We start from the raw sequence: 25,180 nt of genomic DNA, 5'->3' as shown, positions 1-25,180 counted from the left end.
GGATAAGTCTGCTGCAAGCAGGAAATATTACTGCGCCGGGCCCTCAACGGCCTCGGACGTCAGCAGCCCCGCATTGATCTCACGAAGGGCGATCGAGAGCGGCTTCTCGTGGACGTGGGTGTCCACGAGCGGACCGACGTACTCGAGCAGACCCTCGCCGAGCTGCGAGTAGTACGCGTTGATCTGGCGGGCCCGCTTGGCCGCGTAGATCACGAGGCTGTACTTCGAGTCGGTGGCCTCGAGGAGCTCGTCGATCGGCGGGTTGATGATGCCCTCGGGCGCGGAGATGGAAGAGGACACGCTCTACCTTCCGATGGATGGGAAAGATTCAGTGTGCATGATCGGTGACGATCACACAACGTCCATCAAGGCTAGCAGCTCACGCGCCACGTCCTTGACGGAGGTGTTGACCAGGGTCTCGTCGAACTCCGGCTCCGCCGCCAGTTCGACCTTCGCCGCGGCAAGCCGGCGCTCGATCACCTCGGGCGGCTCGGTGCCCCGGCCGGTGAGTCTGCGCACCAGCTCCTCCCAGGAGGGCGGAGCGAGGAACACCAGCTGAGCCTCGGGCATGGACTCCCGCACCTGCCGGGCACCCTGGAGATCGATCTCCAGCAGGACGGGCTCACCCTTCTCCAGCCGCTCCAGCACGGCCGCACGCGGCGTGCCGTAGCGGTTGCCGGCGAACTCGGCCCACTCCAGCAGTTCGCCGTTGGCGATCAGCTTGTCCATCTCCTCGTCGGTGACGAAGAAGTAGTGGACTCCGTGCCGCTCGCCGGGGCGCGGCTTGCGGGTCGTCGCCGACACCGAGAGCCAGACCTCGGGGTGTTCCTTGCGCATATGGGCGACGACCGTGCTCTTGCCGACCCCGGAGGGTCCGGAGAGCACGGTCAGCCGCGGACGTTCACTCATGCAGCGATTATTCCAGCTGTACCGGAGTGCCCGGGACCAGTCCCGGAGTCCTCCGAAGGTCAGGAACCGGTGCTGCCGAACTCACGCTCGAGCGAGGCGATCTGGTTGGAACCGAGACCACGCACGCGGCGGCTCTCGGAGATACCGAGTCGCTCCATGATCTGCTTGGCGCGGACCTTGCCCACGCCCGGCAGGGACTCAAGAAGGGCGGAGACCTTCATCTTGCCGATGACGTCGTTCTCCTGGCCCTGCTTGATGACCTCGTGAAGGGAGGCGCCGGAGTGCTTGAGTCGATTCTTGACCTCGGCCCGCTCCCGGCGAGCCGCGGCGGCCTTTTCGAGCGCGGCTGCGCGCTGTTCGGGGGTAAGGGGCGGAAGAGCCACGCCTACGTCACCTCGGATGTCGAACTGTCGGATACGGACCGGTGAGGAACCTAGTCGCCCCACACCTGGGGAGCCACGAGCAACACGCTTGCCCGTTCTCTCGTCGGAGACTAGCGGTCAAGTCCGCCAGAGTCAGCGAGAACAGCGGAAAAGTCCTGGTCAGCCTCTGTCAGGACCGGATATTTCAGACATACTGCCCTGGATTTGAGGATGTATCCAGCCTCAAGGCGCTCCGAACCCCTGGTCGGGACCCTCAGACCCCCGCGACCGCGGCCCGGATCTCCTCCGCGAAGCGGGCCGCGGCGGTACGCAGAGCGACCACGTCGGGACCGTGACGCAGCACACCCCGGCTGACGTTCGGCACGACGTTGCGCACGGCGGCCCCGAAAACCCCGGGGAGATCGGCCGGGGTGGCTCCCTGGGCGCCGATCCCGGGGGCGAGGAGGGGACCGTTGATGTCGAGGTCGTACGACGAGAGGTCACCGAGCGTGGCGCCGACGACCGCGCCGAAGGAGCCCATCGGCTCCTCCCCCGCGTTCTCGGCTGCCAGGTGGGCCAGCATGGTCGCGCCGACGCTGCGGCCGTCGGCGCCGACCGCGTGCTGGACCTCCGCGCCCTCGGGGTTGGAGGTCAGCGCCAGCACGAACAGGCCCGCGCCGTTCTCCCGCGCCAGCTCCACGGCGGGCCTGAGCGCCCCGTAGCCGAGGTACGGCGAGACGGTCAGCGCGTCGGAGAACAGCGGGGCGTCCTTGTGCAGGAAGGACTCGGCGTACGCGGCCATGGTGGAGCCGATGTCGCCGCGCTTGGCATCCATGACGACCAGTGCGCCCGCCGCCCGGGCCTCGGCGACCGCCTTCTCCAGGACGGCCAGGCCGCGTGAGCCGAAGCGCTCGAAGAACGCGCTCTGCGGCTTCAGGACGGCGACCCGGTCGGCCATCGCCTCGACGACCGTGCGGCTGAACCGCTCCAGCCCGGCCACGTCGTCGTTCAGCCCCCAGTCGGCGAGCAGGGACGCGTGCGGGTCGATGCCGACGCACAGCGGGCCGCGCTCGTCCATGGCACGGCGCAGACGTGCGCCAAAGGGTTCCTGGCTCATGCGGCTCTCCTCACATCGGCGCCGACGGCGTCGGCGAGCGTGGCGTACGGGCTTGTGCGCAGGCGTGCGGCGAGGCCCTTGTGAATCGCGCGGGCCCAGAAGGGGCCCTCGTAGATGAAGGCGCTGTAGCCCTGCACCAGCGTGGCGCCGGCCAGGATGCGCTGCCAGGCGTCCTCGGCGTTCTCGATGCCGCCGACCCCCACGAGGGTGATGCGGTCGCCCACGCGCGCGTACAGGCGGCGCAGGACCTCCAGGGAGCGGGCCTTCAGCGGGGCGCCGGATAGGCCGCCGACCTCCTTGACCATGGCGGGTTGGGATTTCAGACCGAGTCCCGCGCGCGCGATGGTGGTGTTCGTGGCGATGATCCCGTCCAGGCCCAGCTCGACGGCGAGATCGGCGACCGCGTCGATGTCCTCGTCGGCCAGGTCGGGCGCGATCTTCACCAGGAGCGGAACGCGCCGGGAGGTGACGGTACGGTCGGCGGCCTCACGGACGGCGGTCAGCAGCGGGCGCAGATGCTCGACCGCCTGGAGGTTGCGCAGTCCGGGCGTGTTGGGCGAGGAGACGTTCACGACCAGGTAGTCGGCGTACGGCGCCAGCCGCTCCGCCGACTTCACGTAGTCCGCGACCGCCTCGGCCTCGGGAACCACCTTGGTCTTGCCGATGTTGACGCCCACGACGGTCCTGAAGACCGGCTCGCGTGACGCCAGGCGGGCGGCGACGGCCAGCGAGCCGTCGTTGTTGAAGCCCATGCGGTTGATCACCGCCCGGTCCGGGACCAGCCGGAACAGCCGCTTCCTGGGGTTGCCGGGCTGCGGCTCACCCGTCACCGTGCCGATCTCGACGTGGTCGAAGCCGAGCATCGACATGCCGTCGATCGCGACGGCGTTCTTGTCGAAGCCGGCGGCGAGCCCGAAGGGGCCGTGCATGCGCAGCCCGAGGGCCTCCGTGCGCAGCTCCTTGTAGCGGGGCGCCAGCACGGCCGCGACGAAGGTGCGCAGGACGGGAATGCGGACGGCGAGGCGGATCCAGCGGAAGGCGAGGTGGTGCGCCCGCTCCGGGTCCATGTGCCGGAAGACGAGACTGAAGAAGATCTTGTACATGTGTCCTCACGAAGACAGGTGCGAAGACAGGTGTCCTCACGAAACAGGTGTCCTCACGAAGAGGGGGACACCGTTTCCGGTGTCCCCCTCGGGGCTAGTCGCGGGCCGCGGTCAGGAGTTCCGCGTGTTCCTGGAGCGATCGGACGCCCACGTCTCCGTGGTTGAGCGCGTCGATGCCCTGGACGGCGGCGGCGAGCGCCTGGACCGTCGTCAGGCAGGGCACGGACCGCGCCACGGCCGCCGTACGGATGTCGTAGCCGTCGAGGCGGCCGCCCGTGCCGTACGGGGTGTTGACGATCAGGTCGACCTCGCCGTCATGGATGAGCTGGACGATGGTCCGCTCGCCGTTCGGGCCGGTGCCCTCGGACTGCTTGCGCACGACGGTGGCGTGGATGCCGTTGCGCTTGAGCACCTCGGCCGTGCCGGACGTGGCGAGCAGTTCGAAGCCGTGGGCGACCAGTTCACGCGCCGGGAAGATCATCGAGCGCTTGTCGCGGTTGGCGACCGAGATGAAGGCGCGGCCCTTGGTGGGCAGCGGACCGTACGCGCCGGCCTGCGACTTGGCATACGCCGTGCCGAAGACGGAGTCGATGCCCATGACCTCGCCGGTGGAGCGCATCTCGGGGCCGAGGACGGTGTCGACGCCGCGTCCGGAGGTGTCCCGGAAGCGGGTCCAGGGCATCACGGCCTCCTTGACGGAGATCGGCGCGTCCAGCGGCAGCTCGCCGCCGTCGCCGCGCGCGGGCAGCAGGCCCTCGGCGCGCAGTTCGGCGATGGTGGCGCCCAGCGAGATCCGGGCGGCGGCCTTGGCCAGCGGCACCGCGGTCGCCTTCGAGGTGAAGGGGACCGTGCGCGACGCGCGCGGGTTGGCTTCGAGGACGTACAGGATGTCGCCCGCCATCGCGAACTGGATGTTGATCAGGCCGCGGACGCCGACGCCCTTGGCGATCGCCTCCGTCGAGGCGCGCAGTCGCTTGATGTCGAAGCCGCCGAGCGTGATCGGGGGCAGGGCGCACGCCGAGTCGCCGGAGTGGATGCCGGCCTCCTCGATGTGCTCCATGACGCCGCCGAGGTACAGCTCCTCACCGTCGTACAGCGCGTCGACGTCGATCTCGATCGCGTCGTCGAGGAACCGGTCGACCAGCACCGGCCGGGAGGGGCTGATCTCGGTGGACTCGGCGATGTAGGACGACAGCCGGGCCTCGTCGTAGACGATCTCCATGCCGCGGCCGCCGAGAACGTACGACGGCCGGACGAGGACCGGGTAGCCGATCTCGTCGGCGATGGCCTTGGCCTCGGGGAAGGTGGTGGCCGTGCCGTGCTTGGGGGCCGGCAGACCGGCCTCCTTCAGGACCTGGCCGAAGGCGCCGCGGTCCTCGGCGGCGTGGATCGCCTCCGGGGGCGTACCGACGATCGGCACGCCGTTGTCCTTCAGGGCCTGCGCCAGGCCCAGCGGGGTCTGGCCGCCCAGCTGCACGACCACGCCCGCGATCGGGCCGGCCTGCTGCTCGGCGTGCACGATCTCCAGCACGTCCTCCAGCGTGAGCGGCTCGAAGTACAGCCGGTCGGAGGTGTCGTAGTCCGTGGAGACCGTCTCCGGGTTGCAGTTGACCATCACGGTCTCGTACCCGGCGTCCGACAGCGCGAAGGAGGCGTGCACGCAGGAGTAGTCGAACTCGATGCCCTGGCCGATGCGGTTGGGCCCGGAGCCGAGGATGATCACCGCGGGCTTCTCGCGCGGCGCGACCTCGGTCTCCTCGTCGTAGGACGAGTAGAAGTACGGCGTCTTGGCGGCGAACTCGGCGGCGCAGGTGTCGACCGTCTTGTAGACCGGGCGGATGCCGAGCGCGTGCCGGACCTCGCGGACGACGTCCTCGCGCAGGCCGCGGATCTCGCCGATCTGCTGGTCGGAGAAGCCGTGCCGCTTGGCCTCGGCGAGCAGGTCGGTGGTCAGCTCCGGCGCCTGGGCCAGCTCGTCGGCGATCTCCTTGATGAGGAACAGCTGGTCGACGAACCACGGGTCGATCTTCGTCGCCTCGAAGACCTCCTCGGGCGTGGCGCCCGCGCGGATGGCCTGCATGACCGAGTTGATCCGCCCGTCGGTCGGGCGGACGGCCTCGGCCAGCAGCTCGGCCTTGTCCCCGGGCTCGCCCACGAACGTGAACTGGCTGCCCTTCTTCTCCAGCGAGCGCAGCGCCTTCTGGAACGCCTCGGTGAAGTTGCGGCCGATGGCCATGGCCTCGCCGACCGACTTCATGGTGGTGGTCAGCGTGGAGTCGGCCTGCGGGAACTTCTCGAAGGCGAAGCGGGGTGCCTTGACGACGACATAGTCCAGGGTCGGCTCGAAGGACGCCGGGGTCTCCTGGGTGATGTCGTTGGGGATCTCGTCGAGGGTGTAGCCGACGGCGAGCTTGGCGGCGATCTTCGCGATCGGGAAGCCGGTCGCCTTGGAGGCGAGGGCCGAGGAGCGCGACACGCGCGGGTTCATCTCGATGACGATCACGCGGCCGTCGTCCGGGTTCACCGCGAACTGGATGTTGCAGCCGCCGGTGTCGACGCCGACCTCGCGGATCACGGCGATGCCGATGTCCCGCAGGATCTGGTACTCGCGGTCGGTGAGCGTCATCGCGGGCGCGACCGTGATCGAGTCGCCGGTGTGCACGCCCATCGGGTCGAAGTTCTCGATGGAGCAGACGACCACGACGTTGTCGTGCTTGTCGCGCATCAGCTCCAGCTCGTACTCCTTCCAGCCGAGGATGGACTCCTCCAGGAGCACCTCGGTGGTCGGGGAGAGCGTGAGGCCCTGGCCTGCGATGCGGCGCAGCTCCTCCTCGTCGTGCGCGAAGCCGGAACCGGCGCCGCCCATGGTGAAGGAGGGGCGGACCACGACCGGGTAGCCGCCGAGCTGCTCGACGCCTGCGAGCACCTCGTCCATGGAGTGGCAGATCACCGAGCGGGCGGACTCGCCGTGCCCGATCTTCCGCCGGACCTCCTCCACGACATCCTTGAACTGGTCGCGGTCCTCGCCCTTGTGGATCGCCGCCACGTTGGCGCCGATCAGCTCGACGCCGTACTTCTCCAGGACGCCGTTCTCGTCCAGCGAGATCGCCGTGTTGAGCGCCGTCTGACCGCCCAGGGTGGGCAGCAGCGCGTCGGGCTGCTCCTTGGCGATGATCTTCTCGACGAACTCCGGGGTGATCGGCTCGACGTAGGTGGCGTCGGCGATCTCCGGGTCGGTCATGATCGTCGCCGGGTTGGAGTTCACGAGGATGACCCGCAGGCCTTCGGCCTTCAGGACGCGGCACGCCTGGGTGCCGGAGTAGTCGAACTCGGCGGCCTGGCCGATGACGATCGGGCCGGAGCCGATGACCAGGACGGACTGGATATCGGTGCGCTTAGGCACGCTGGCCCTCCATCAGGGAAACGAAGCGGTCGAACAGGTAGGCGGCGTCGTGCGGGCCCGCTGCCGCTTCGGGGTGGTACTGGACGCTGAAGGCCGGTTTGTCGAGCAGGTGGAGGCCCTCCACCACGTTGTCGTTGAGGCAGACGTGGGAGACCTCGGCGCGGCCGTACGGAGTGTCGGACACCTGGTCGAGCGGGGCGTCGACGGCGAAGCCGTGGTTGTGCGCGGTGACCTCGACCTTGCCGGTCGTACGGTCCTGCACCGGCTGGTTGATGCCTCGGTGGCCGTACTTCAGCTTGTAGGTGCCGAAGCCGAGGGCGCGGCCCAGGATCTGGTTGCCGAAGCAGATGCCGAACAGCGGCGTGCCGCGCTCCAGGACGCCCTGCATCACGGAGACGGCGTGGTCGGCGGTGGCCGGGTCGCCGGGGCCGTTGGAGAAGAACACGCCGTCCGGGTTGACCGCGTACACGTCCTCGACGGTCGCCGTGGCGGGCAGTACGTGCACCTCGATGCCGCGCTCGGCCATCCGGTGCGGGGTCATGCCCTTGATGCCGAGGTCGACGGCGGCGACGGTGAACTTCTTCTCGCCGATCGCCGGGACGACGTACGGCTCCTTGGTGGCGACCTCGGCGGAGAGGTTCGCGCCCTTCATCTCGGGGGCCTGGCGCACCTCGGCGAGCATGGTGCCCTCGTCGGGCAGCGCGTTGCCGGAGAAGATGCCGACGCGCATGGCGCCGCGCTCGCGCAGGTGCCGGGTCAGCGCGCGCGTGTCGATGCCCGAGATGCCGACGACGCCCTGGTGGCGGAGCTCCTCGTCCAGCGAGCGCTTGGCCCGCCAGTTGGAGGGCACGCGCGCGGGGTCGCGTACGACGTAGCCCGCGACCCAGATGCGCTTGGACTCGGGGTCCTCGTCGTTGACGCCGGTGTTGCCGACGTGCGGGGCGGTCATCACGACGACCTGGCGGTGGTACGACGGGTCGGTGAGGGTCTCCTGGTAGCCGGTCATGCCGGTGGAGAACACGGCCTCGCCGAAGGTCTCCCCCACGGCCCCGTAGGCACGGCCGCGGAAGATCCGGCCGTCCTCCAGGACGAGTACGGCGGGGACCTTCGTGGTTCCCCCTGTGGAGGTCGTCATCGTTCGGCGCCTTCCGTGGTGCTGGTGGTGATCATGGAGTTGATTGCGTCGACCCACTCGGTGTGCTCGGCCGCGCGGTCGGAGCGGAACCCGGAGTCGATCAGCTTCTCGCCGTGCGCCCAGGTCACGACGAGCAGTCCGCCCTCGGTGAGGACCTTGCCGGCGATGCCCTTGTCGAGCCGGGCCTCGCGCAGGGCCGCCACGGGGACGAAGAAGTCGGTCGCGCCGGGGCGTACGACGTCCAGTCCCGCGTCCGTCAGCGTGAGCTCGACCCGGCTGCGGGTGCCCAGGCCGTGCGCCACGATGCGGTCCAGCCAATGACCGGCGGTGGTGGAGCCGTGGTAGCGGCCGGTCATCGTCAGTTTCGCCTTACCCGGCTCGTCCGGCGCGGTGGGCAGCTCCGGCAGGTCGCCCTGGAGGGTGCCGCGCCACTTCCAGCCCTCGCGCATCAGCCAGTAGACGAGCGCGACGAACAGGGCGAGGCCGACGACCCAGCCGATGCGGGCGGCCCAGTCGGTCACTTCCGCCGATTCCTTCTCGGCGGCCAGCAGGATTACAGGTGTCACGTGAGCTTCCCGTCGACGAGCGTGGCCTTGCCCCGGAGCCACGTGTGCGTGACACGGCCCGGCAGCTCACGACCCTCGTACGGGGTGTTGCGGCTGCGCGAGGCGAAGCCCGCGGGGTCCACGGGCCCACGGTATGCCGTGTCGACGAGGGTGAGGTTGGCGGGCTCACCTGCCGAGACGGGACGTCCGTGCCCCGTGGCCTGCCCGATCCGGGCCGGCGCGAAGGACATGCGGTCCGCCACGTCGGCCCAGTCGAGCAGCCCTGTGTCGACCATCGTCTCCTGGACCACTGACAACGCGGTCTCCAGGCCGACCATCCCCATCGCGGCGGCGGCCCACTCGCAGTCCTTGTCCTCGTGCGGGTGCGGGGCGTGGTCGGTGGCGACGATGTCGATCGTGCCGTCGGCGAGGGCCTCGCGCAGCGCCAGCACGTCCCGCTCGGTGCGCAGCGGCGGGTTCACCTTGTAGACCGGGTTGTACGTCCGCACCAGCTCGTCGGTGAGGAGGAGGTGGTGCGGGGTGACCTCGGCGGTCACCCGGATGCCCCGGGACTTGGCCCAGCGCACGATCTCCACGGACCCGGCGGTCGACAGGTGGCAGATGTGCACACGGGAGCCGACGTGCTCGGCGAGCAGGACGTCCCGGGCGATGATCGACTCCTCGGCCACCGCGGGCCAGCCGCCCAGCCCCAGCTCGGCGGAGACGACACCCTCGTTCATCTGGGCGCCCTCGGTCAGCCGCGGCTCCTGCGCGTGCTGGGCGACGACCCCGTCGAAGGCCTTCACGTACTCCAGGGCCCGGCGCATGATCACGGCGTCGTCGACGCACTTGCCGTCGTCGGAGAAGACGGTGACCCCGGCGGCCGACTCGTGCATGGCGCCCAGCTCGGCGAGCTTCCTGCCCTCCAGGCCCACGGTGACGGCGCCGATCGGCTGCACATCGCAGTAGCCGTGCTCCCGGCCCAGTCGCCAGACCTGCTCGACGACACCGGCGGTGTCCGCGACCGGGAAGGTGTTGGCCATGGCGAACACGGCGGTGTAGCCGCCGGCGGCGGCCGCGCGCGTGCCGGTCAGCACGGTCTCGGAGTCCTCACGGCCGGGCTCGCGCAGATGGGTGTGCAGGTCGACCAGGCCCGGGAGCAGCACCTTGCCGCCGGCCTCGACGACCTCGGCGCCCTCGTCCGGCAGGCCGTGGCCCACGGCGGCGATCGTCGAGCCCTCGATCAGCACGTCCTGCGGTTCGCCGCCGAGCACCTTCGCACCACGGATCAGGATCTTGCTCATCTGTCTTACTTCTCCTCGGTACGGGTGTTCGTGAGGGCGGGTTCGTTTCCACCGAGCAGCAGATACAGAACGGCCATCCGGATGGAGACTCCGTTTGCGACCTGCTCGATCGCGGTGCAGCGCTCGGAGTCGGCGACCTGGGCGGTGATCTCCATGCCGCGGACCATCGGGCCGGGGTGCATCACGATGGCGTGCTCGGGCATCTTCGCCATCCGGTCGCCGTCCAGGCCGTAGCGCCGCGAGTACTCGCGCTCGGTCGGGAAGAACGCGGCGTTCATGCGCTCGCGCTGCACGCGCAGCATCATCACCGCGTCGGACTTGGGCAGGGTGCTGTCGAGGTCGTACGACACCTCGCACGGCCAGGTCCCGATGCCGACCGGCAGCAGGGTGGGCGGGGCGACGAGGGTGACCTCGGCGCCGAGGGTGTGCAGCAGGTCGACGTTGGAGCGGGCGACCCGGCTGTGCAGGACGTCGCCGACGATGGTGACGCGCTTGCCGGCCAGGTCGTGGCCGAGCCCGGCATCCCGGCCGACGAGGCGGCGGCGCATGGTGAACGCGTCGAGCAGTGCCTGGGTGGGGTGTTGGTGGGTGCCGTCGCCGGCGTTGATGACGGCCGCGTCGATCCAGCCGGAGTTGGCCAGCCGGTACGGGGCACCGGACGCGCCGTGCCGGATGACGACCGCGTCGACGCCCATGGCCTCCAGGGTCTGCGCGGTGTCCTTCAGGGACTCGCCCTTGGACACCGACGATCCCTTGGCGGAGAAGTTGATGACGTCCGCGGACAGCCGCTTCTCGGCGGCCTCGAAGGAGATCCGGGTGCGGGTCGAGTCCTCGAAGAAGAGGTTCACCACGGTGCGGCCGCGCAGGGTCGGCAGCTTCTTGATCGGCCGGTCGGCGACCCGGGACATCTCCTCGGCGGTGTCGAGGATCAGGACGGCGTCGTCGCGGGTGAGGTCGGCGGCCGAGATGAGATGGCGCTGCATCTGTCAGGCTCCGTAAGGCAGTTCATTCGGGAGAATTCGGGCAACCGGGCGCATGCTGGGGCGCGCCGAGCCGGCGCACGGCAGCGGCCGTACGCCTTCGGTTGCTACTGGGCGGTCTGCTTCACGCCGAGCAGCACGGTGTCGCGACCGTCCTCCTCGGCGAGCTGGACCTTGACCGTCTCCCGCAGCGACGTGGGGAGGTTCTTGCCGACGTAGTCGGCGCGGATGGGCAGTTCGCGGTGGCCGCGGTCGACGAGGACCGCGAGCTGGACCGCGCGCGGGCGCCCGATGTCGTTCAGGGCGTCGAGGGCGGCGCGGATGGTGCGGCCGGAGAAGAGGACGTCGTCGACGAGGACGACGAGCCTGCCGTCGATGCCGTCACCGGGGATGTCGGTGCGGGCCAGCGCACGCGGCGGGTGCATGCGCAGGTCGTCGCGGTACATCGTGATGTCCAGCGAACCGCACGGGACTTTGCGCTCGGTGATCTCTTCGAGCTTGGCGGCGAGCCGCTGGGCGAGGAAGACGCCTCGGGTCGGAATGCCGAGGAGCACCACGTCGTCGGCGCCCTTGGCGCGCTCGACGATCTCGTGGGCGATGCGGGTCAGCACCCGCGCGATGTCGGGACCCTCGAGAACGGGCCTCGCATCGGACGCTTGCGTGTCCATACGAAACGGACCTCCTTCTCCGCCTCACGGGACGGACCTTAAAGGACGTCGGGATTGCGCCATCCACCGTAGCAGGCCGCGGCGACACCCCGGATCACCCCCCTCGGGGCCACGGGATCACCCGCTCGGCGCAACCGGCCGCCGATACCACGGAAGAGTCGGTGCGGACCATTCGGCTTGACGCAGGAGAGTAACGCTGCGTAACCTCACAGTGAGTTACCAGCCGCGCGGCATGGAATCACTCCAGTCGCGTCGACACAGTGTCCGGGGAGCCATATGTCCAGCGAATACGCCAAACAGCTCGGGGCCAAGCTCCGGGCCATCCGCACCCAGCAGGGCCTTTCCCTCCACGGTGTCGAGGAGAAGTCCCAGGGACGCTGGAAGGCGGTCGTGGTCGGGTCCTACGAGCGCGGCGACCGCGCCGTGACCGTGCAGCGCCTTGCCGAGCTGGCGGATTTCTACGGCGTTCCCGTGCAGGAGCTCCTTCCGGGCACCACCCCCGGCGGCGCCGCCGAGCCGCCGCCGAAGCTGGTCCTGGACCTGGAGCGGCTGGCCACGGTGCCGGCCGAGAAGGCGGGCCCCCTGCAGCGGTACGCGGCGACGATCCAGTCGCAGCGCGGTGACTACAACGGCAAGGTGCTCTCGATCCGCCAGGACGACCTGCGCACACTCGCCGTCATCTACGACCAGTCGCCCTCGGTCCTCACCGAGCAGCTGATCAGCTGGGGCGTGCTGGACGCGGACGCGCGCCGCGCGGTGGCCTCGCACGAGGAGAGCTGAGCACTCCACCGCTTCAGCAGAAACGTGCCGCCGGGGTGGCCGGAACTTCACGGTTCCGGCCACCCCGGCGGCTTTCTGAGCGCCTCGGGGGCCACGGACGTATCCAGGGGGCACCGGTGATATGAAAACGCCGGAGGGCCGCAGCGTGCGCTGCGGCCCTCCGGCGTTCTCGGGTGTCTCAGTCCTCGGCGGTGCGTCGCAGCGAGGGCTTGAGCTCCTTCAGTCGGCCGAGCAGACCGTTGACGAACGAGGGCGACTCCTCCGTGGAGAACTCCTTCGCCAGCTGCACCATCTCGTCCAGCACCACGGCGTCCGGGGTCTCGTCGACCCAGATCAGCTCGTATGCGCCGAGACGCAGGATGTTGCGGTCGACGACCGGCATCCGGTCGAGCGTCCAGCCGACCGAGTACTGGGCGATCAGCTCGTCGATCCGCGTCGCGTGCTCCGCGTAGCCCTCGACCAGCTGCATCGTGTACTCGCTCACCGGCGGCTGCCGGGGGTCGGTCCGCGAGAGCCGGACCCAGTCCGCGAGGACGGTCAGGACGTCGGCGCCGCGCTGGTCACCCTCGAAGAGGATCTGGAAGGCGCGCTTGCGGGCCGTGTTACGGGCAGCCACGGTTAGCTGGTCACCCGGCCGAGGTAGTCGCTGGTGCGCGTGTCGACCTTGATCTTCTCACCGGTGGTGATGAAGAGCGGCACCTGGATCTGGTGACCGGTCTCCAGGATGGCGGGCTTGGTGCCGCCGGTGGAGCGATCGCCCTGGACGCCCGGCTCGGTCTCCTGGATGGTCAGCTCGACGGCGGCCGGCAGCTCGACGAAGAGCACCTCGCCCTCGTGCTGGGCGACGGTGGCCATGAAGCCCTCGATGAGGAAGTTCGCGGCGTCACCGACGGCCTTGCGGTCGACCATGAGCTGGTCGTAAGTCTCCATGTCCATGAAGACGAAGTACTCGCCGTCCATGTAGGAGAACTGCATGTCGCGCTTGTCGACGGTGGCCGTCTCGACCTTCACGCCGGCGTTGAAGGTCTTGTCGACGACCTTGCCCGAGAGCACGTTCTTGAGCTTGGTGCGCACGAAGGCCGGGCCCTTGCCGGGCTTGACGTGCTGGAACTCGACGACGGACCAGAGCTGGCCGCCTTCGAGCTTGAGCACCATGCCGTTCTTGAGGTCGTTCGTGGAAGCCACGGTTGCTTCAATCTCCTGGACTTACGTGGACGACCCCGGGGCAGGCGCGACAGCTCTGAGGCTAGAGCGCGAGCAGCTCCTTGGTCGTGATGGTGAGTAGCTCGGGTCCGCCGTCCGCCTCTGGGCGTACGACGAGCGTGTCATCGATCCGGACACCGCCCCGGCCCGGGAGGTGGACCCCCGGTTCGACGGTGACCGGCACGCAAGCGTCCAGTTTACCCATGGCCGTGGGGGCCAGCTGAGGGTCCTCGTCGATTTCGAGTCCCACACCGTGGCCGATGAGCGCCGGGAGGCCCTCTCCGTACCCGGCGGAGTCCAGCACCTGGCGTGCGGCGCGGTCCACATCGCGGTAGGCGGCGCCCGGGGCGAGCATCTCACGGCCGGCGCGCTGGGCGGCGAAGACCAGGTCGTACAGCTCGATCTGCCAGTCCGCGGGGGAGGTGCCGATCACGAAGGTGCGGCCGATCTCGCAGCGGTAGCCGCGATAGGTGGCGCCCAGGCAGACGGAGAGGAAGTCGCCCTCCTCGACGCGGCGGTCGGTGGGGCGGTGGCCTCGTCTGCCGGCGTTGGCGCCGGTGGCGACGGAGGTGGGGAAGGCGGGGCCGTCGGCGCCGTGGTCGACGAGGCGGCGTTCGAGTTCGAGGGCGAGGTGGCGTTCGGTGCGGCCCACGAGGATGGACTCCAGGAGTTCACCGAGGGCCTGGTCGGCGATTTCGGCGCCGATGCGCAGGCAGGAGATCTCTTCCTCGTCCTTGACGACTCTGAGCTGTTCGACCGCGTTGCCGAGGTCGGCGAGGCGGAGGGCGGGGGCGACCGAGCCGATGGCTCGGTGGCGGGAGACGGTGAGGTGGTGTTCCTCGACGGCGAGGGAGTCGGCGTCCTGGGCCGTGGCGAGGTCGGCGGCGGCGACGGCGGGGTCGCCGCCGGGGCTGGGGAGGGTGTGCAGGCGCAGGGTCTCGTCGGGGCGGCCCTCGGTGGGGCGGTCGTCCGGTGGGCCGGCGCAGACCAGCAGGTCCTCGCGCTTGCCCAGCAGCAGTACGGCACCGTGGGGCGCCGCGCCCGCGAGGTAGCGCACGTTGGCGGGCCGGGAAACCAGCGCCGCCGCGCTGCCGGCCGCGTTGCAGCGCTCCCGTAGCCGGGTTCGGCGGGTCGCGTACACCTCTGACATGTGCCGAGCGTACGAGCTTCGCTGGGTTCGCGCCGGTTGAGGGGGTCTGAGTGGGCGGTGTCTGGATTGTGCGGGTTGGGAGGGCGCCGTGAGGGTGCCACTTGATGTTGTGTGCCGTCTGCGGGTGCCTGGGGGCTTGTCGCGCAGTTCCCCGCGCCCCTTCAGGTCGGTGCGGTCCCCTCCGTCACCAGGCGTGGGTCCGGCGCCGACGGTGGTGCGGGGAACTGTCTCGGCGGGTTCCGGCCGGTGGGGGCTTGGCGCGCAGTTCCCCGCGCCCCTTCAGGCCGGTGGGGGCTTGGCGCGCAGTTCCCCGCGCCCCTTCAGGTGGGCTCAGTCCCCTGCGTCACCAGGTCGGCGGGCTTGCTATCGACCTCGTCAGGACCTCGTCCAGGACGCGGGCTGTGCCGGGGACGTCGAGTTGGGAGTTGTCGATGATGGGGAGGCCCGAGCCGTACCAGCCGGCCATGCGGCCGTGGATGCGGGCCACCTCCTCGTCGGTGAGGCGGCGGTTGCCCGTGCGTTCGGCGTTGCGCTCCAGGACGATGTCCAGGCCGGGCAGGAGGACGACGGGCAGCAGGCCGGGGCCCACGTGGCGTTTCCAGCCGCCGAGGCCCACGACGGGGCGGTCGGGGAAGACCGCGTCGTCGAGGATGCACGAGATGCCGTTGGCCAGGAAGTTGCGCGCGGCGAAGCCGCAGGTGCGGCGGGCCAGGCGGTACTGAGCCTCGGAGTGGTCGTTCCAGCCGGACTGGGGGTCGGCGAAGCCCGAGCGGACCCACTCGCGTACGTCGTCGAGGCTGATGTGGGCCGTGGGGACCCTGCGATGGTCCGCCCAGTACTTCGCCACGCTGGTCTTGCCCGCGCCCGCCGGGCCGATGAGCAGCACCGCGAGGGTGGTGGTCGCCGGGTCGGGGACAGTGGTCGTGGCCGGTGCGGGCGGCATCGTCACCGGGCCGCCGGGTGGCAGTCGGACGTGGCCTGTGGTGTCCGGGGGCGGCGGGGGTGCCATCGGGGGCTGGTGCGGCGCCGATGGCGGGGCTCCGGTGAAGCCCGGGGGCGGGGGCACGGGGGCGGAGCCCTGCGGCACGGGCGGGGGCCCCTGGTGGTGGGGACCCGGACCCGGGTGGTGTGCGGCCGGCGACCAGCCGGCGGCCGGCTCGTGCCCCGGCTGGCGGGGCGGCGGCAGCGGAGACCCCACTGCGTGCTGCATCCGGTGCCACTCCGTCTCGTACAGGCAATTGGCGCTGGCGGCGGGGGCGAACCCCACGCGCTACCGAACGGTACCGTCCCCCACCGCTGTTTGGTGAACGGCGGGGGACGGCCCGAAGTGCCCGACGGGGCAAGGAGAATCGGGCGGAAAGGGCCTCGGGGGACGTACCGGGCTTACTGCCCGACCTCGCCGTATGCCGCCAGCAGCATCGCCGGGTCGGGGCCCTCCAGGACCGTCGGCTTGGCCAGGCCGTCCAGGACGATGAAGCGCAGCATGTCGCCGCGGGACTTCTTGTCGACCTTCATCGTCTGCAGCAGCTTGGGCCACTGGTCGTAGCGGTAGTGCAGCGGCAGCCCGACCGACTCGAGGATCGTGCGGTGCCGGTCGGCCGTGGCGTCGTCCAACCGGCCCGCCAGGCGGCCGAGTTCGGCGGCGAAGTGCATGCCCACGGCGACCGCGGCGCCGTGCCGCCACTTGTAGCGCTCGTTCTTCTCGATGGCGTGGCCGAGCGTGTGGCCGTAGTTGAGGATCTCCCGCAGACCCGACTCCTTCAGGTCGGAGGAGACCACCTCGGCCTTCACGCGGATGGAGCGCTCGATGAGCTCGGCCGTGTGCGGGCCCGCCGGGGTGCGCGCGGCCTGCGGGTCGGACTCGATGAGCTCCAGGATCACCGGGTCGGCGATGAAGCCCGCCTTGATGACCTCGGCCAGTCCGGAGACGTAGTCGTTGACCGGGAGGGAGTCCAGCGCCGCGAGATCGCACAGGACGCCCGCGGGCGGGTGGAAGGCGCCCACCAGGTTCTTGCCCTCGGCCGTGTTGATGCCGGTCTTGCCGCCCACGGCCGCGTCGACCATGGCCAGGACGGTGGTGGGGATAGCGATCCAGCGCACCCCGCGCAGCCAGGTCGCGGCCACGAAGCCCGCGAGGTCGGTGGTCGCGCCGCCGCCGACGCCTACGACCACGTCGGTGCGGGTGAAGCCGGACTGGCCCAGCGCCTTCCAGCAGTACGCGGCGACCTCGGCCGTCTTGGCCTCCTCCGCGTTGGGCACCTGGATGGCGACCGCCTCGTAGCCCTGCTCGGCCAGGTCGGCGCGCAGCGCCTCGCCGGTCTCGGCCAGCGCCTCGGGGTGGATGACGGCGACCCGCTTGGCCTTCTCGCCCACCAGACCGCCGAGTTCGCCGAGCAGTTGACGGCCGACCAGGACCTCGTACGGCTCACTGCCCGCGGTGCCGCCGACCTGGATCCGCGTCACTGACTCGCTCATGCTTCCTTCAACTCCAGGGCGTTCACCACTTCTTGGGTGACCTCTTCGGGCGTACGGCCGTCGGTGGTCACGACCGAGCGTGCCACCTCCTCGTACAGATGCCGTCGGACCTCCATCAGCTCCCGCCACTGCTTGCGCGGGTTGATGGCCAACAGCGGCCGGGCGGTGTTCAGGCCGGTGCGCCGGGCCGCCTCCTCCACGTCCATGGACAGGTACACGACGTGGCGCCCGGCGAGCAGCTCGCGCGTGCCGGCGTCGAGGATCGCGCCGCCGCCCAGCGCCAGCACCCCGGTGTGCTCGGCCAGAGCCGTGTGCACCGCCTGCTTCTCCAGCGCACGGAACGCGGGCTCGCCGTCCTCGACGAAGATGTCGGCGACGGTGCGGCCCTGCTGGGCCACGATGTCCTCGTCGGTGTCCCGGAAGCCGACGCCGAGCCGCTCGGCGAGCAGCTGGCCCACGGTGGACTTGCCGACCCCCATCGGGCCGACCAGCACGACCAGCGGCCCGCTCATCGGATCGCCAGGTTGTCGAGGTAGGACCGCACGTTGCGGGCGGTCTCGGCCACGCTGTCGCCGCCGAACTTCTCCGCCACCGCGTCCGCGAGCACCAGCGCGACCATCGCCTCGGCCACGATCCCGGCCGCCGGGACCGCGCACACGTCCGAGCGCTGGTGGTGGGCCTGAGTGGCCTCGCCGGTGACCACGTCGACCGTCTTCAGCGCGCGCGGCACGGTCGCGATCGGCTTCATCGCGGCCCGCACCCGCAGCAGCTCACCGGTGGTCAGTCCGCCCTCGGTGCCGCCGGAGCGGCCGGTGGCGCGCCGGATGCCCTCGTCGGTGCTGACGATCTCGTCGTGCGCCTTCGAGCCCGGCACCCGGGCCAGCTCGAAGCCGTCGCCGACCTCGACGCCCTTGATCGCCTGGATGCCCATCAGCGCGGCGGCCAGCCGTGCGTCCAGCCGGCGGTCCCAGTGCACGTGCGAGCCGAGGCCGACCGGCACGCCGTACGCGAGCACCTCGACGACACCGCCGAGTGTGTCGCCGTCCTTGTGGGCCTGGTCGATCTCCGCGACCATCGCCTTCGACGCGTCGGCGTCCAGGCAGCGCACGGGGTCGGCGTCGAGCTTCTCGACGTCGGCCGGGGTCGGGTAGACGCCGTACGGGGCCTTCGCCGCCGCGAGCTCCACGACATGGCTGACGATCTCGATGCCGGCGGTCTCCTTCAGGTACGACCGCGCCACCGCGCCCAGTGCCACGCGGGCCGCGGTCTCCCGCGCCGACGCCCGCTCCAGCACCGGACGGGCCTCGTCGAAGCCGTACTTCTGCATACCCGCGAGGTCGGCGTGACCAGGGCGCGGGCGGGTCAGCGGCGCGTTGCGGGCCAGCTCGGCCAGCTCGGCCGGGTCCACGGGATCGGCCGCCATGACCTTCTCCCACTTCGGCCACTCGGTGTTGCCGACCATGATGGCGACCGGCGAGCCCAGGGTCAGGCCGTGCCGGACGCCGCCGAGGAAGGTGACCTGGTCCTGCTCGAACTTCATGCGCGCACCGCGTCCATAGCCGAGCCGCCGCCTCGCCAGGTGGTCCGCCACCATCTCCGTGGTGATCGGCACGCCGGCGGGAAGGCCCTCCAGCGTCGCGACGAGTGCGGGACCGTGGGACTCCCCCGCGGTCAGCCAGCGCAACCTGCTCAACGGTGCTCCTCTGTGCTCGCGCCCGGTACTGCCTCGCGTACGCGTCTGCTCGCGTATCGCGATGGCGCGACCGGGGTGCGCGGCCCTGGCCCGCCACGTTCGATCCTCCCACGTCGCGGCCGTCGACCAGGCCGCCGGTCCAGCAGGCGGACGCGAATATGTCAGGAAGAGACCGAAGGCACGCCGTCCGGCTGGGACCGCTAACGACCGGCGAGGGCGTGCTCACCGGCCTTGCGCATCGCGTCCAGCGGCGCGGGCGCGCGGCCCGTCATCTGCTCCACCTGGAGTGCGGCCTGGTGCACCAGCAGGTCGAGCCCGCTGACGACGGCCCCTCCGTACGCCGACCAGCGCGCCGCCAGCATGGTCGGCCACGGGTCGTACAGCACGTCGAAGAGCGTCGCGGGCCGCTCCGGCACGGCGGAGGCGAGCGCGTCGGTCGTACCGGCCGGGGTGGTGGCGACGACCAGTGGGCGGCGCAGGGCCTCGGCCGCGTCCGCCCAGTCCGCGATCCGTACCTCGGCCTCGAGCCGCTCGCCCCACTGACGCATCTCGGCGGCCCGGGCCGCGCTGCGGACGTACACGACGATCTCGCCGGTGCAGATCCGGGCCAGCGCGGCGAGGGCCGAGGACGCGGTGGCGCCGGCGCCGAGGATCGCGGCCGAGTCGGCCTGCTCGATGCCGTGCTCGCGCAGGGCCGCGACCATGCCGGGGATGTCGGTGTTGTCGCCGACGCGGCGGCCGTCGTCGGTGAACACGACCGTGTTGACCGCCTCGACCGAGGCGGCGGTGTCACTGATCTCGTCGAGCAGCGGGATCACGGCCCGCTTCAGCGGCATGGTCAGCGACAGCCCCGCCCACTCGGGGCCGAGCGTGCTGAAGAAGCCCGGCAACGCCGCCTCGTCGATCTCGAAGCGGTCGTACGTCCACCCCTGCAGGCCCAGTTGGGCGTACGCGGCGCGGTGCAGCACCGGGGAGAGGGAGTGGGCGATCGGAGAGCCGAGTACTGCGGCCCTTCGAGATACGGGCATCAGTTGTCCCTCGACGCGTTGAACTCGTCGACCAGCCTCTGGTGTTCCTCGATCGTCTTGGCGAACTCGGTCCTGTGCTTGCCGTCCGTGGCGACGAAGTACATCCAGCCGTCGTCCGTCGGGTTCAGCGTGGCCTTCAGTGCCTCGTCACCGGGATTGCCGATCGGGCCGGGAGGCAGGCCCTTGTTGGTGTAGGTGTTGTACGGGTCCTGGTTGCTGTTGATCTCGTCCGCACCGATGTCGATGTTGCTCTCGCCCTTCAGGTAGTTGAAGGTCGAGTCGAACTGGAGCAGCTGGTTGGTCTCCGTGTTGTCGGACGAGAGGCGGTTGTAGACCACCTCGGCCATCTTGCGGAAGTCGTCCTCCGTCTTGCCCTCGGCCTGGACGAGGCTGGCGACCGTGATGACCTGCAGCGGGTTCTCCAGGTCCAGCGCTTCGGCCTTGGCGGCGAGGTCGTACTGGGCGTACTGCCGGTTGGCCTGGGTGACCATTTCCTTGAGGACCGCCTCGGGCTTCATGCCCTTGGCCGCGGGATAGGTGCCCGGGTAGAGGAATCCTTCCAGCGGGTCCTTGATGTCGCCGTTGTTGTTCGCCCAGCTGGGCAGACCGAGGCTCTTGTACTGCTTCTCGGCGACGTCCCTGGTGGTGCCGGACTCCAGGCCGAGCTTCTCGTCGATCTTGTTGTAGACGGCCACGTTGCGCTGGCCCGGAGTGACCATCACGTTGTTCTGGCTCTTCGGGTCGAGCATCATCTCGACGGCGCTCGCGGCGGACATCTGCTTCTTCAGCAGATAGGCGCCGGCCTGGATCGAGTCCCCGTCGGGGTTCTGCGACTGCGCGGCCACGAACGCGTCGACGCTCTTGACGACACCGGCCGCCTTCAGCCGGCGGCCGATCTCGGCTCCGCTCGCCCCCTTGGGGACCTCGACGGTCACCTGCTCGCTCGTGCCGTCGCCCGCGTAGTCCGGGGCCGCGCCGAAACGATCCTGGTAGAACTGGTAGCCGAAGTAGCCGACCCCGGCCAGGCCGCCGCCGAAGACCAGGGCCACCACCAGGCAGGCGCATCCGTTGCGGCTCTTCTTGCTCTTGCCGCCGCGGCCCCGCCGCTCACCGCGTCCGCGCCGGTCCCCCGGCTCGTCGTCGTCATCGCCCTCGCCCGAGAAGAAGGCGTGCTCGCCCTGGTCGGGGCCCGGATCCCAGTCGGTCTTGGGTTCCGGCTCGGCACGCCGGCGGCTGGGCGGCTCGGGCGGCGGATAGGCGTCGGGCGTGCCGTAGAGGTCGGGCTGTTCCCCGCCGAAGGCAGCCGTCTGCTGGGGGTACGGGTCCGTCGGGTCGCCGGTGTACGGCAGGTGCGGCTGCGGGCCGGTGGCCCAGGTGCCGGTGTCGTACTGCTGCTGGGTGTCGTACGTCTGCTGCGCCTGTCCGGCGTATTGCTGCTGGTCGTACTGCTGCTGGTCGTACTGCTGCTGGTACTGCTGCTGCGCCTGACCGTATCCGGGGTGCTCGCCGGTGCCCCAGTCGCCGTACTGCGGCTGCTGCGGCTGCTCTGGATGGTGCTGCGGCTGGCCGCCGTAGGGGGACTGCTGGCCAGGCTGGGCCTGCTGTCCTCCCCATCCGCCGTCCCCGTACAACGGGTCCTCCGGATGCCACGGTTCGGAGCCTTGGCCCCGGCCATACTCAGTCATCGATCCCCTAGAGCCGCGAGGCGGCGGTCGCGTGGCTTCCCGGCTCGGCTCCCGTCCCGCCTCTTGCTGTGCGGCGGCCGTTCGAATGCTGCCGCATCGCGCGGAACGTTACCGTATCGCGATCAGATGACCACTTCGACGCCCTCGCCGGGTGCTTTGCCTGACACCCGTTCGGATTCCAGCGCCTGCTGCAGGATGATGACAGCGGCGGCCTGATCGATGACCGAGCGGCCCTTCTTGGATTTCATCCCGGAAGCCCGAAGGCTTTGTCCGGCGGTGACGGTCGTCATCCGCTCGTCCACGAGCCGGACCGGGACCGGGGCGATGCCCTTGGCCAGCTCCTGGGCGAAGCCGCGGACCTTGACCGCGGCCGGGCCCTCGCCCCCCTTGAGAGAGCGAGGCAGGCCGACGACGACCTCGATCGGCTCGTACTCCTCGACGAGCTGCTTCAGCCGACGGTGCGCTGCCGGGATGTCCCGCCCGGGGACCGTCTCGACGGGCGTGGCGAGGATCCCGTCGGGGTCGCACGAGGCGACCCCGATGCGGGCGTCCCCGACGTCGATCGCGAGTCGACGTCCTCTGCGCATGTTTTCGGCCGTTTCTTACTTGTCTTACTTGGCGGTATCGGCGACCAGGCGCTCGACGGCGTCGACGGCCTCGCCGATCGCGGCCGGGTTCTGGCCACCGCCCTGGGCGACGTCCGGCTTGCCGCCACCGCCGCCACCGAGCGTCTTCGCGGCCGTACGGACCAGGTCACCGGCCTTCAGGCCGCGCTCGCGGGCGGCCTCGTTGGTGGCGATGACCGTCAGCGGCTTGCCGTTGACCGTCGTGAACAGCGCCACCACGGCGGCCCGGCCGCCCTGGATGCGGCCGCGCACGTCGAGCACCAGCTTGCGCAGGTCGTCGGCGGTGGTGCCGTCCGGGACCTGGCCGGTGACCAGAGCCACGCCGCGTACGTCCTTGGCGGACTCGGCGAGACCGGCGGCGGCCTGGAGCACCTTCTCGGCGCGGAACTTCTCGATCTCCTTCTCGGCGTCCTTCAGCTTGCCGAGCATGGCGGAGACCTTCTCCGGCAGCTCCTCCGGGCGGCCCTTGAGCAGCTCGGTGAGCTGGTTGACGACCGTGTGCTCGCGGGCGAGGAAGTTGTAGGCATCCACGCCGACCAGGGCCTCGATACGGCGTACACCGGAGCCGATGGACGACTCGCCGAGCAGCTTCACCAGGCCCAGCTGGGCGGTGTTGTGCACGTGCGTGCCGCCGCACAGCTCCTTGGAGAAGTCGCCGATGGTCACGACGCGCACCCGGTCGCCGTACTTCTCGCCGAACTCCGCGATGGCGCCCTGCTTCTTGGCCTCGTCGATGCCCATGACCTCGGCGTGCACGGCGAGGTCGCGGGCGAGCACCTCGTTGATCTTCTGCTCGACGTCGGTCATCACGGCCGTCGGGACGGCGGACGGGGAGCCGAAGTCGAAGCGGAAGCGGCCGGGCTGATTCTCGGAACCGGCCTGGGCGGCCGTCGGGCCGAGGGCGTCACGCAGGGCCTGGTGGGTGAGGTGGGTGGCCGAGTGGGCGCGGGCGATGGCCGTGCGGCGGCGGGCGTCGATCGTGGCGTGGGCCTTGGCACCCACGGTGACCTCGCCGACCTGGACGACGCCCTTGTGGACGTACACACCCGGGACCGGCTTCTGGCAGTCGCGGATCTCGATGACGGCGCCGGTGTCGACCTTGATCCGGCCGGTGTCGCCGATCTGGCCGCCGCCTTCGGCGTAGAACGGGGTGCGGTCGAGGACGATCTCGACCTCGTCGCCCTCGGTGGCGGCGGGCGAGGAGGCGCCGTCGACCAGGATGCCGACGATCGTCGACTCGCCCTCGGTGTCGGTGTAGCCGATGAATTCGGTCTCGCCGGCGCTGTCGGCGATCTCGCGGTAGGCGCCGACGCCGGCGTGGCCGGTCTTCTTGGCCTGGGCGTCGGCCTTGGCGCGCTCCCGCTGCTCCTTCATCAGGCGGCGGAAGCCGTCCTCGTCCACGGTCAGGCCCTGCTCGGCGGCCATCTCCAGGGTGAGGTCGATCGGGAAGCCCCAGGTGTCGTGGAGCAGGAAGGCCTTGTCGCCGGGAAGGACGGTGCCACCGGCGGCCTTGGTGTCGCTGACCGCGGTGTCGAGGATGTTGGTGCCGGCCTTCAGCGTCTTGAGGAAGGCGTTCTCCTCGGCGACGGCGACCTTCTCGATGCGCTCGCGGTCGGTGATGAGCTCGGGGTACTGCTGGCCCATCATCTCGATGACCGTGTCGATCAGGTCCTTGACGACCGGGCCGGTGGCGCCGAGGAGGCGCATGTTGCGGATGGCGCGGCGCATGATGCGGCGCAGCACGTAGCCGCGGCCCTCGTTGCCGGGGGTGACGCCGTCACCGATGAGCATCACGGAGGTGCGCATGTGGTCGGTGACCACGCGCAGGGAGACGTCCGAGTCGTGGGCGTCGCCGTAGGCCACGCCGGTCAGCTCGGTGGCCTTCTTGATCACGGCCATGGAGGTGTCGATCTCGTACATGTTCTGCACGCCCTGCAGAATCATGGCGAGCCGCTCCATACCGAGGCCCGTGTCGATGTTCTTGCTCGGCAGGTCCCCGAGGATCTCGAAGTTGTCCTTGCCGATGCCCTCGCCGCGCTCGTACTGCATGAAGACGAGGTTCCAGATCTCCACGTACCGCTCGTCGTTGACGGCGGGGCCGCCCTCGACGCCGAACTCGGGGCCGCGGTCGTAGTTGATCTCGGAGCAGGGTCCGCAGGGGCCGGGGACGCCCATGGACCAGAAGTTGTCCTTCATGCCCAGGCGCTGGATGCGCTCCATGGGCACACCGACGACCTCGTGCCAGATGCGTTCGGCCTCGTCGTCGTCCTTGTAGACGGTGATCCACAGGCGCTCGGGGTCGAGGCCGTAACCGCCCTTGTCCTGGGGCGTGGTGAGCAGCTCCCAGGCGAGCTTGATGGCGCCTTCCTTGAAGTAGTCGCCGAAGGAGAAGTTGCCGCACATCTGGAAGAACGTGCCGTGCCGGGTGGTCTTGCCGACCTCCTCGATGTCCGGCGTGCGCACGCACTTCTGCACGCTGGTGGCGCGCGGGAACGGCGGCTTGACCTCGCCCAGGAAGTAGGGCTTGAAGGGCACCATGCCGGCCGGGACGAGGAGCAGAGTCGGGTCGTCCGCGATGAGCGACGCCGAAGGGACGACGGTGTGCCCGCGCTCCTCGAAGAAGCTCAGCCAGCGACGGCGGATCTCAGCCGACTCCATCAGTGGTCCTCATTCCGGTTGTACGAGTACGTCGTGTTGTCGATGACGTACGTCTTCGGCTTGTTGCGGTTCTCGATGACGGCGTAACGCCGCGTGGGGGGCAGTTCCGGGTCCGCGTGCAGGCCCAGCGCGTCCTCGAGTTCGGCCTCCCGCTGCGCCATGTTGGCGCGGACGTCGAGGGCGAAGCCCACCGCCCGGTCCTTGAGCCGGTGGCCCGCCTCGATCGCCTTGTTCGCGGCCGTGGCGGCGAGGCTCTCGGGGGTCAGCTGCTTCAGCTTGCGGTTGACCTTGGTGGTGGCCCACACCCCGGCGGCGACGCCCGTGGTGAACCAGAACGTACGGCGGAACATCGCTGG

At 70.2% G+C, this 25,180-nt stretch carries 24 protein-coding genes; 1 reads left to right on the top strand and 23 read right to left on the bottom strand.

Annotated features, from left to right (window positions below; all coding sequences use genetic code 11):
* Positions 1-27: 27 nt before the first annotated feature.
* The 11 genes from rpoZ to pyrR all read right to left on the bottom strand — a co-directional run bounded on the left by rpoZ (position 28) and on the right by pyrR (position 11,526).
* Positions 28-300, bottom strand: coding sequence for a DNA-directed RNA polymerase subunit omega (rpoZ, locus tag SSP24_RS11475; RefSeq protein ID WP_003988945.1), 273 nt, complete (start codon positions 298-300; stop codon positions 28-30).
* A gap of 51 nt (positions 301-351) precedes the next feature.
* On the bottom strand, positions 352-909 hold the full coding sequence (gmk, locus tag SSP24_RS11470; RefSeq protein ID WP_141309401.1) for a guanylate kinase: 558 nt from the start codon (positions 907-909) through the stop codon (positions 352-354).
* A 59-nt stretch (positions 910-968) separates the two neighbouring features.
* The gene (locus SSP24_RS11465; protein ID WP_003977346.1) at positions 969-1,292 is read right to left on the bottom strand and encodes an integration host factor; all 324 of its coding nucleotides are present in this window, start codon (positions 1,290-1,292) and stop codon (positions 969-971) included.
* A gap of 253 nt (positions 1,293-1,545) precedes the next feature.
* Complete coding sequence (pyrF, locus tag SSP24_RS11460; protein ID WP_141309400.1) at positions 1,546-2,388, bottom strand: orotidine-5'-phosphate decarboxylase; 843 nt, start codon at positions 2,386-2,388, stop codon at positions 1,546-1,548.
* Positions 2,385-3,491 (bottom strand): quinone-dependent dihydroorotate dehydrogenase, encoded by a 1,107-nt coding sequence (locus SSP24_RS11455; RefSeq protein ID WP_141309399.1) that lies wholly within the window; start codon positions 3,489-3,491, stop codon positions 2,385-2,387. The genes pyrF and SSP24_RS11455 overlap by 4 nt, the downstream gene beginning before the upstream one ends.
* 94 nt (positions 3,492-3,585) lie before the next feature.
* Complete coding sequence (carB, locus tag SSP24_RS11450) at positions 3,586-6,894, bottom strand: carbamoyl-phosphate synthase large subunit (RefSeq protein WP_141309398.1); 3,309 nt, start codon at positions 6,892-6,894, stop codon at positions 3,586-3,588.
* Positions 6,887-8,029: a glutamine-hydrolyzing carbamoyl-phosphate synthase small subunit gene (carA, locus tag SSP24_RS11445; protein ID WP_141309397.1), complete on the bottom strand. Its 1,143-nt coding sequence runs from the start codon at positions 8,027-8,029 to the stop codon at positions 6,887-6,889. The genes carB and carA overlap by 8 nt, the downstream gene beginning before the upstream one ends.
* Entirely contained in the window at positions 8,026-8,595 is a 570-nt protein-coding gene (locus SSP24_RS11440) for a PH-like domain-containing protein (RefSeq protein WP_141309396.1), read from the bottom strand. Before SSP24_RS11440 ends, carA begins: the two co-directional genes overlap by 4 nt.
* A complete protein-coding gene (locus SSP24_RS11435) occupies positions 8,592-9,878 on the bottom strand; it encodes a dihydroorotase (protein WP_141309395.1) in 1,287 nt (428 codons plus the stop codon). The genes SSP24_RS11440 and SSP24_RS11435 overlap by 4 nt, the downstream gene beginning before the upstream one ends.
* Before the next feature lie 5 nt (positions 9,879-9,883).
* Entirely contained in the window at positions 9,884-10,861 is a 978-nt protein-coding gene (locus SSP24_RS11430; RefSeq protein WP_141309394.1) for an aspartate carbamoyltransferase catalytic subunit, read from the bottom strand.
* A gap of 104 nt (positions 10,862-10,965) precedes the next feature.
* Positions 10,966-11,526 carry a bifunctional pyr operon transcriptional regulator/uracil phosphoribosyltransferase PyrR gene (gene pyrR / locus SSP24_RS11425; RefSeq protein WP_141309393.1) on the bottom strand — a complete coding sequence of 187 codons (561 nt, stop codon included), beginning with the start codon at positions 11,524-11,526 and terminating at the stop codon, positions 10,966-10,968.
* Between the two features lie 276 nt (positions 11,527-11,802).
* Between pyrR and bldD the strand changes: the two genes are divergently transcribed.
* Positions 11,803-12,306 (top strand): transcriptional regulator BldD, encoded by a 504-nt coding sequence (gene bldD, locus SSP24_RS11420; protein ID WP_004990661.1) that lies wholly within the window; start codon positions 11,803-11,805, stop codon positions 12,304-12,306.
* A 178-nt stretch (positions 12,307-12,484) separates the two neighbouring features.
* Here the strand turns inward: bldD and nusB are convergent, their stop codons facing one another.
* From nusB to SSP24_RS11355, 12 genes are all read right to left on the bottom strand, one after another.
* Positions 12,485-12,922 (bottom strand): transcription antitermination factor NusB, encoded by a 438-nt coding sequence (nusB, locus tag SSP24_RS11415; RefSeq protein WP_141309392.1) that lies wholly within the window; start codon positions 12,920-12,922, stop codon positions 12,485-12,487.
* Between the two features lie 2 nt (positions 12,923-12,924).
* Positions 12,925-13,491, bottom strand: a complete 567-nt coding sequence (efp, locus tag SSP24_RS11410; protein WP_141309391.1) for an elongation factor P — start codon at positions 13,489-13,491, stop codon at positions 12,925-12,927.
* Positions 13,492-13,552: 61 nt separating this feature from the next.
* Entirely contained in the window at positions 13,553-14,659 is a 1,107-nt protein-coding gene (locus tag SSP24_RS11405; protein WP_141309390.1) for an aminopeptidase P family protein, read from the bottom strand.
* A 343-nt stretch (positions 14,660-15,002) separates the two neighbouring features.
* Positions 15,003-15,869: a Pro-rich N-terminal domain-containing protein gene (locus SSP24_RS11400; RefSeq protein ID WP_141309389.1), complete on the bottom strand. Its 867-nt coding sequence runs from the start codon at positions 15,867-15,869 to the stop codon at positions 15,003-15,005.
* 173 nt (positions 15,870-16,042) lie between these two features.
* Positions 16,043-17,134 (bottom strand): 3-dehydroquinate synthase, encoded by a 1,092-nt coding sequence (gene aroB / locus SSP24_RS11395; protein WP_141309388.1) that lies wholly within the window; start codon positions 17,132-17,134, stop codon positions 16,043-16,045.
* Positions 17,131-17,646 (bottom strand): shikimate kinase, encoded by a 516-nt coding sequence (locus tag SSP24_RS11390; protein ID WP_141309387.1) that lies wholly within the window; start codon positions 17,644-17,646, stop codon positions 17,131-17,133. Before SSP24_RS11390 ends, aroB begins: the two co-directional genes overlap by 4 nt.
* Positions 17,643-18,827: a chorismate synthase gene (gene aroC / locus SSP24_RS11385; protein ID WP_141309386.1), complete on the bottom strand. Its 1,185-nt coding sequence runs from the start codon at positions 18,825-18,827 to the stop codon at positions 17,643-17,645. The genes SSP24_RS11390 and aroC overlap by 4 nt, the downstream gene beginning before the upstream one ends.
* Positions 18,828-19,027: 200 nt before the next feature.
* Complete coding sequence (locus SSP24_RS11380) at positions 19,028-19,855, bottom strand: shikimate dehydrogenase (RefSeq protein WP_141309385.1); 828 nt, start codon at positions 19,853-19,855, stop codon at positions 19,028-19,030.
* Positions 19,855-21,540 (bottom strand): endolytic transglycosylase MltG, encoded by a 1,686-nt coding sequence (gene mltG / locus SSP24_RS11375; RefSeq protein WP_141309384.1) that lies wholly within the window; start codon positions 21,538-21,540, stop codon positions 19,855-19,857. Before mltG ends, SSP24_RS11380 begins: the two co-directional genes overlap by 1 nt.
* 122 nt (positions 21,541-21,662) lie before the next feature.
* Complete coding sequence (gene ruvX, locus SSP24_RS11365; protein ID WP_141309383.1) at positions 21,663-22,127, bottom strand: Holliday junction resolvase RuvX; 465 nt, start codon at positions 22,125-22,127, stop codon at positions 21,663-21,665.
* Positions 22,128-22,151: 24 nt separating this feature from the next.
* Positions 22,152-24,824, bottom strand: coding sequence for an alanine--tRNA ligase (gene alaS / locus SSP24_RS11360; RefSeq protein ID WP_141309382.1), 2,673 nt, complete (start codon positions 24,822-24,824; stop codon positions 22,152-22,154).
* Entirely contained in the window at positions 24,824-25,174 is a 351-nt protein-coding gene (locus SSP24_RS11355; RefSeq protein ID WP_141309381.1) for a hypothetical protein, read from the bottom strand. The genes alaS and SSP24_RS11355 overlap by 1 nt, the downstream gene beginning before the upstream one ends.
* Between the last annotated feature and the right edge of the window lie 6 nt (positions 25,175-25,180).

This window comes from Streptomyces spinoverrucosus (assembly GCF_006539505.1).
In the GTDB taxonomy this organism is placed as follows: Bacteria; Actinomycetota; Actinomycetes; order Streptomycetales; family Streptomycetaceae; genus Streptomyces; species Streptomyces spinoverrucosus.
The sequence above is the reverse complement of the archived record's forward strand: the minus strand, read 5'-3'. Positions and strand labels throughout refer to the sequence as shown.

Coding starts and splice junctions, on each gene's coding strand:
- gmk (WP_141309401.1), bottom strand. CDS start 909: ATGAGTGAACGTCCGCGGCTGACCGTGCTCTCCGGACCCTCCGGGGTC.
- alaS (WP_141309382.1), bottom strand. CDS start 24,824: ATGGAGTCGGCTGAGATCCGCCGTCGCTGGCTGAGCTTCTTCGAGGAG.
- pyrR (WP_141309393.1), bottom strand. CDS start 11,526: ATGGACACGCAAGCGTCCGATGCGAGGCCCGTTCTCGAGGGTCCCGAC.
- SSP24_RS11435 (WP_141309395.1), bottom strand. CDS start 9,878: ATGAGCAAGATCCTGATCCGTGGTGCGAAGGTGCTCGGCGGCGAACCG.
- SSP24_RS11455 (WP_141309399.1), bottom strand. CDS start 3,491: ATGTACAAGATCTTCTTCAGTCTCGTCTTCCGGCACATGGACCCGGAG.
- bldD (WP_004990661.1), top strand. CDS start 11,803: ATGTCCAGCGAATACGCCAAACAGCTCGGGGCCAAGCTCCGGGCCATC.
- ruvX (WP_141309383.1), bottom strand. CDS start 22,127: ATGCGCAGAGGACGTCGACTCGCGATCGACGTCGGGGACGCCCGCATC.
- carA (WP_141309397.1), bottom strand. CDS start 8,029: ATGACGACCTCCACAGGGGGAACCACGAAGGTCCCCGCCGTACTCGTC.
- SSP24_RS11405 (WP_141309390.1), bottom strand. CDS start 14,659: ATGTCAGAGGTGTACGCGACCCGCCGAACCCGGCTACGGGAGCGCTGC.
- SSP24_RS11380 (WP_141309385.1), bottom strand. CDS start 19,855: ATGCCCGTATCTCGAAGGGCCGCAGTACTCGGCTCTCCGATCGCCCAC.
- SSP24_RS11390 (WP_141309387.1), bottom strand. CDS start 17,646: ATGAGCGGGCCGCTGGTCGTGCTGGTCGGCCCGATGGGGGTCGGCAAG.
- mltG (WP_141309384.1), bottom strand. CDS start 21,540: ATGACTGAGTATGGCCGGGGCCAAGGCTCCGAACCGTGGCATCCGGAG.
- SSP24_RS11430 (WP_141309394.1), bottom strand. CDS start 10,861: ATGCAGCGCCATCTCATCTCGGCCGCCGACCTCACCCGCGACGACGCC.
- SSP24_RS11400 (WP_141309389.1), bottom strand. CDS start 15,869: ATGCAGCACGCAGTGGGGTCTCCGCTGCCGCCGCCCCGCCAGCCGGGG.
- pyrF (WP_141309400.1), bottom strand. CDS start 2,388: ATGAGCCAGGAACCCTTTGGCGCACGTCTGCGCCGTGCCATGGACGAG.
- aroB (WP_141309388.1), bottom strand. CDS start 17,134: ATGAGCGAGTCAGTGACGCGGATCCAGGTCGGCGGCACCGCGGGCAGT.
- SSP24_RS11355 (WP_141309381.1), bottom strand. CDS start 25,174: ATGTTCCGCCGTACGTTCTGGTTCACCACGGGCGTCGCCGCCGGGGTG.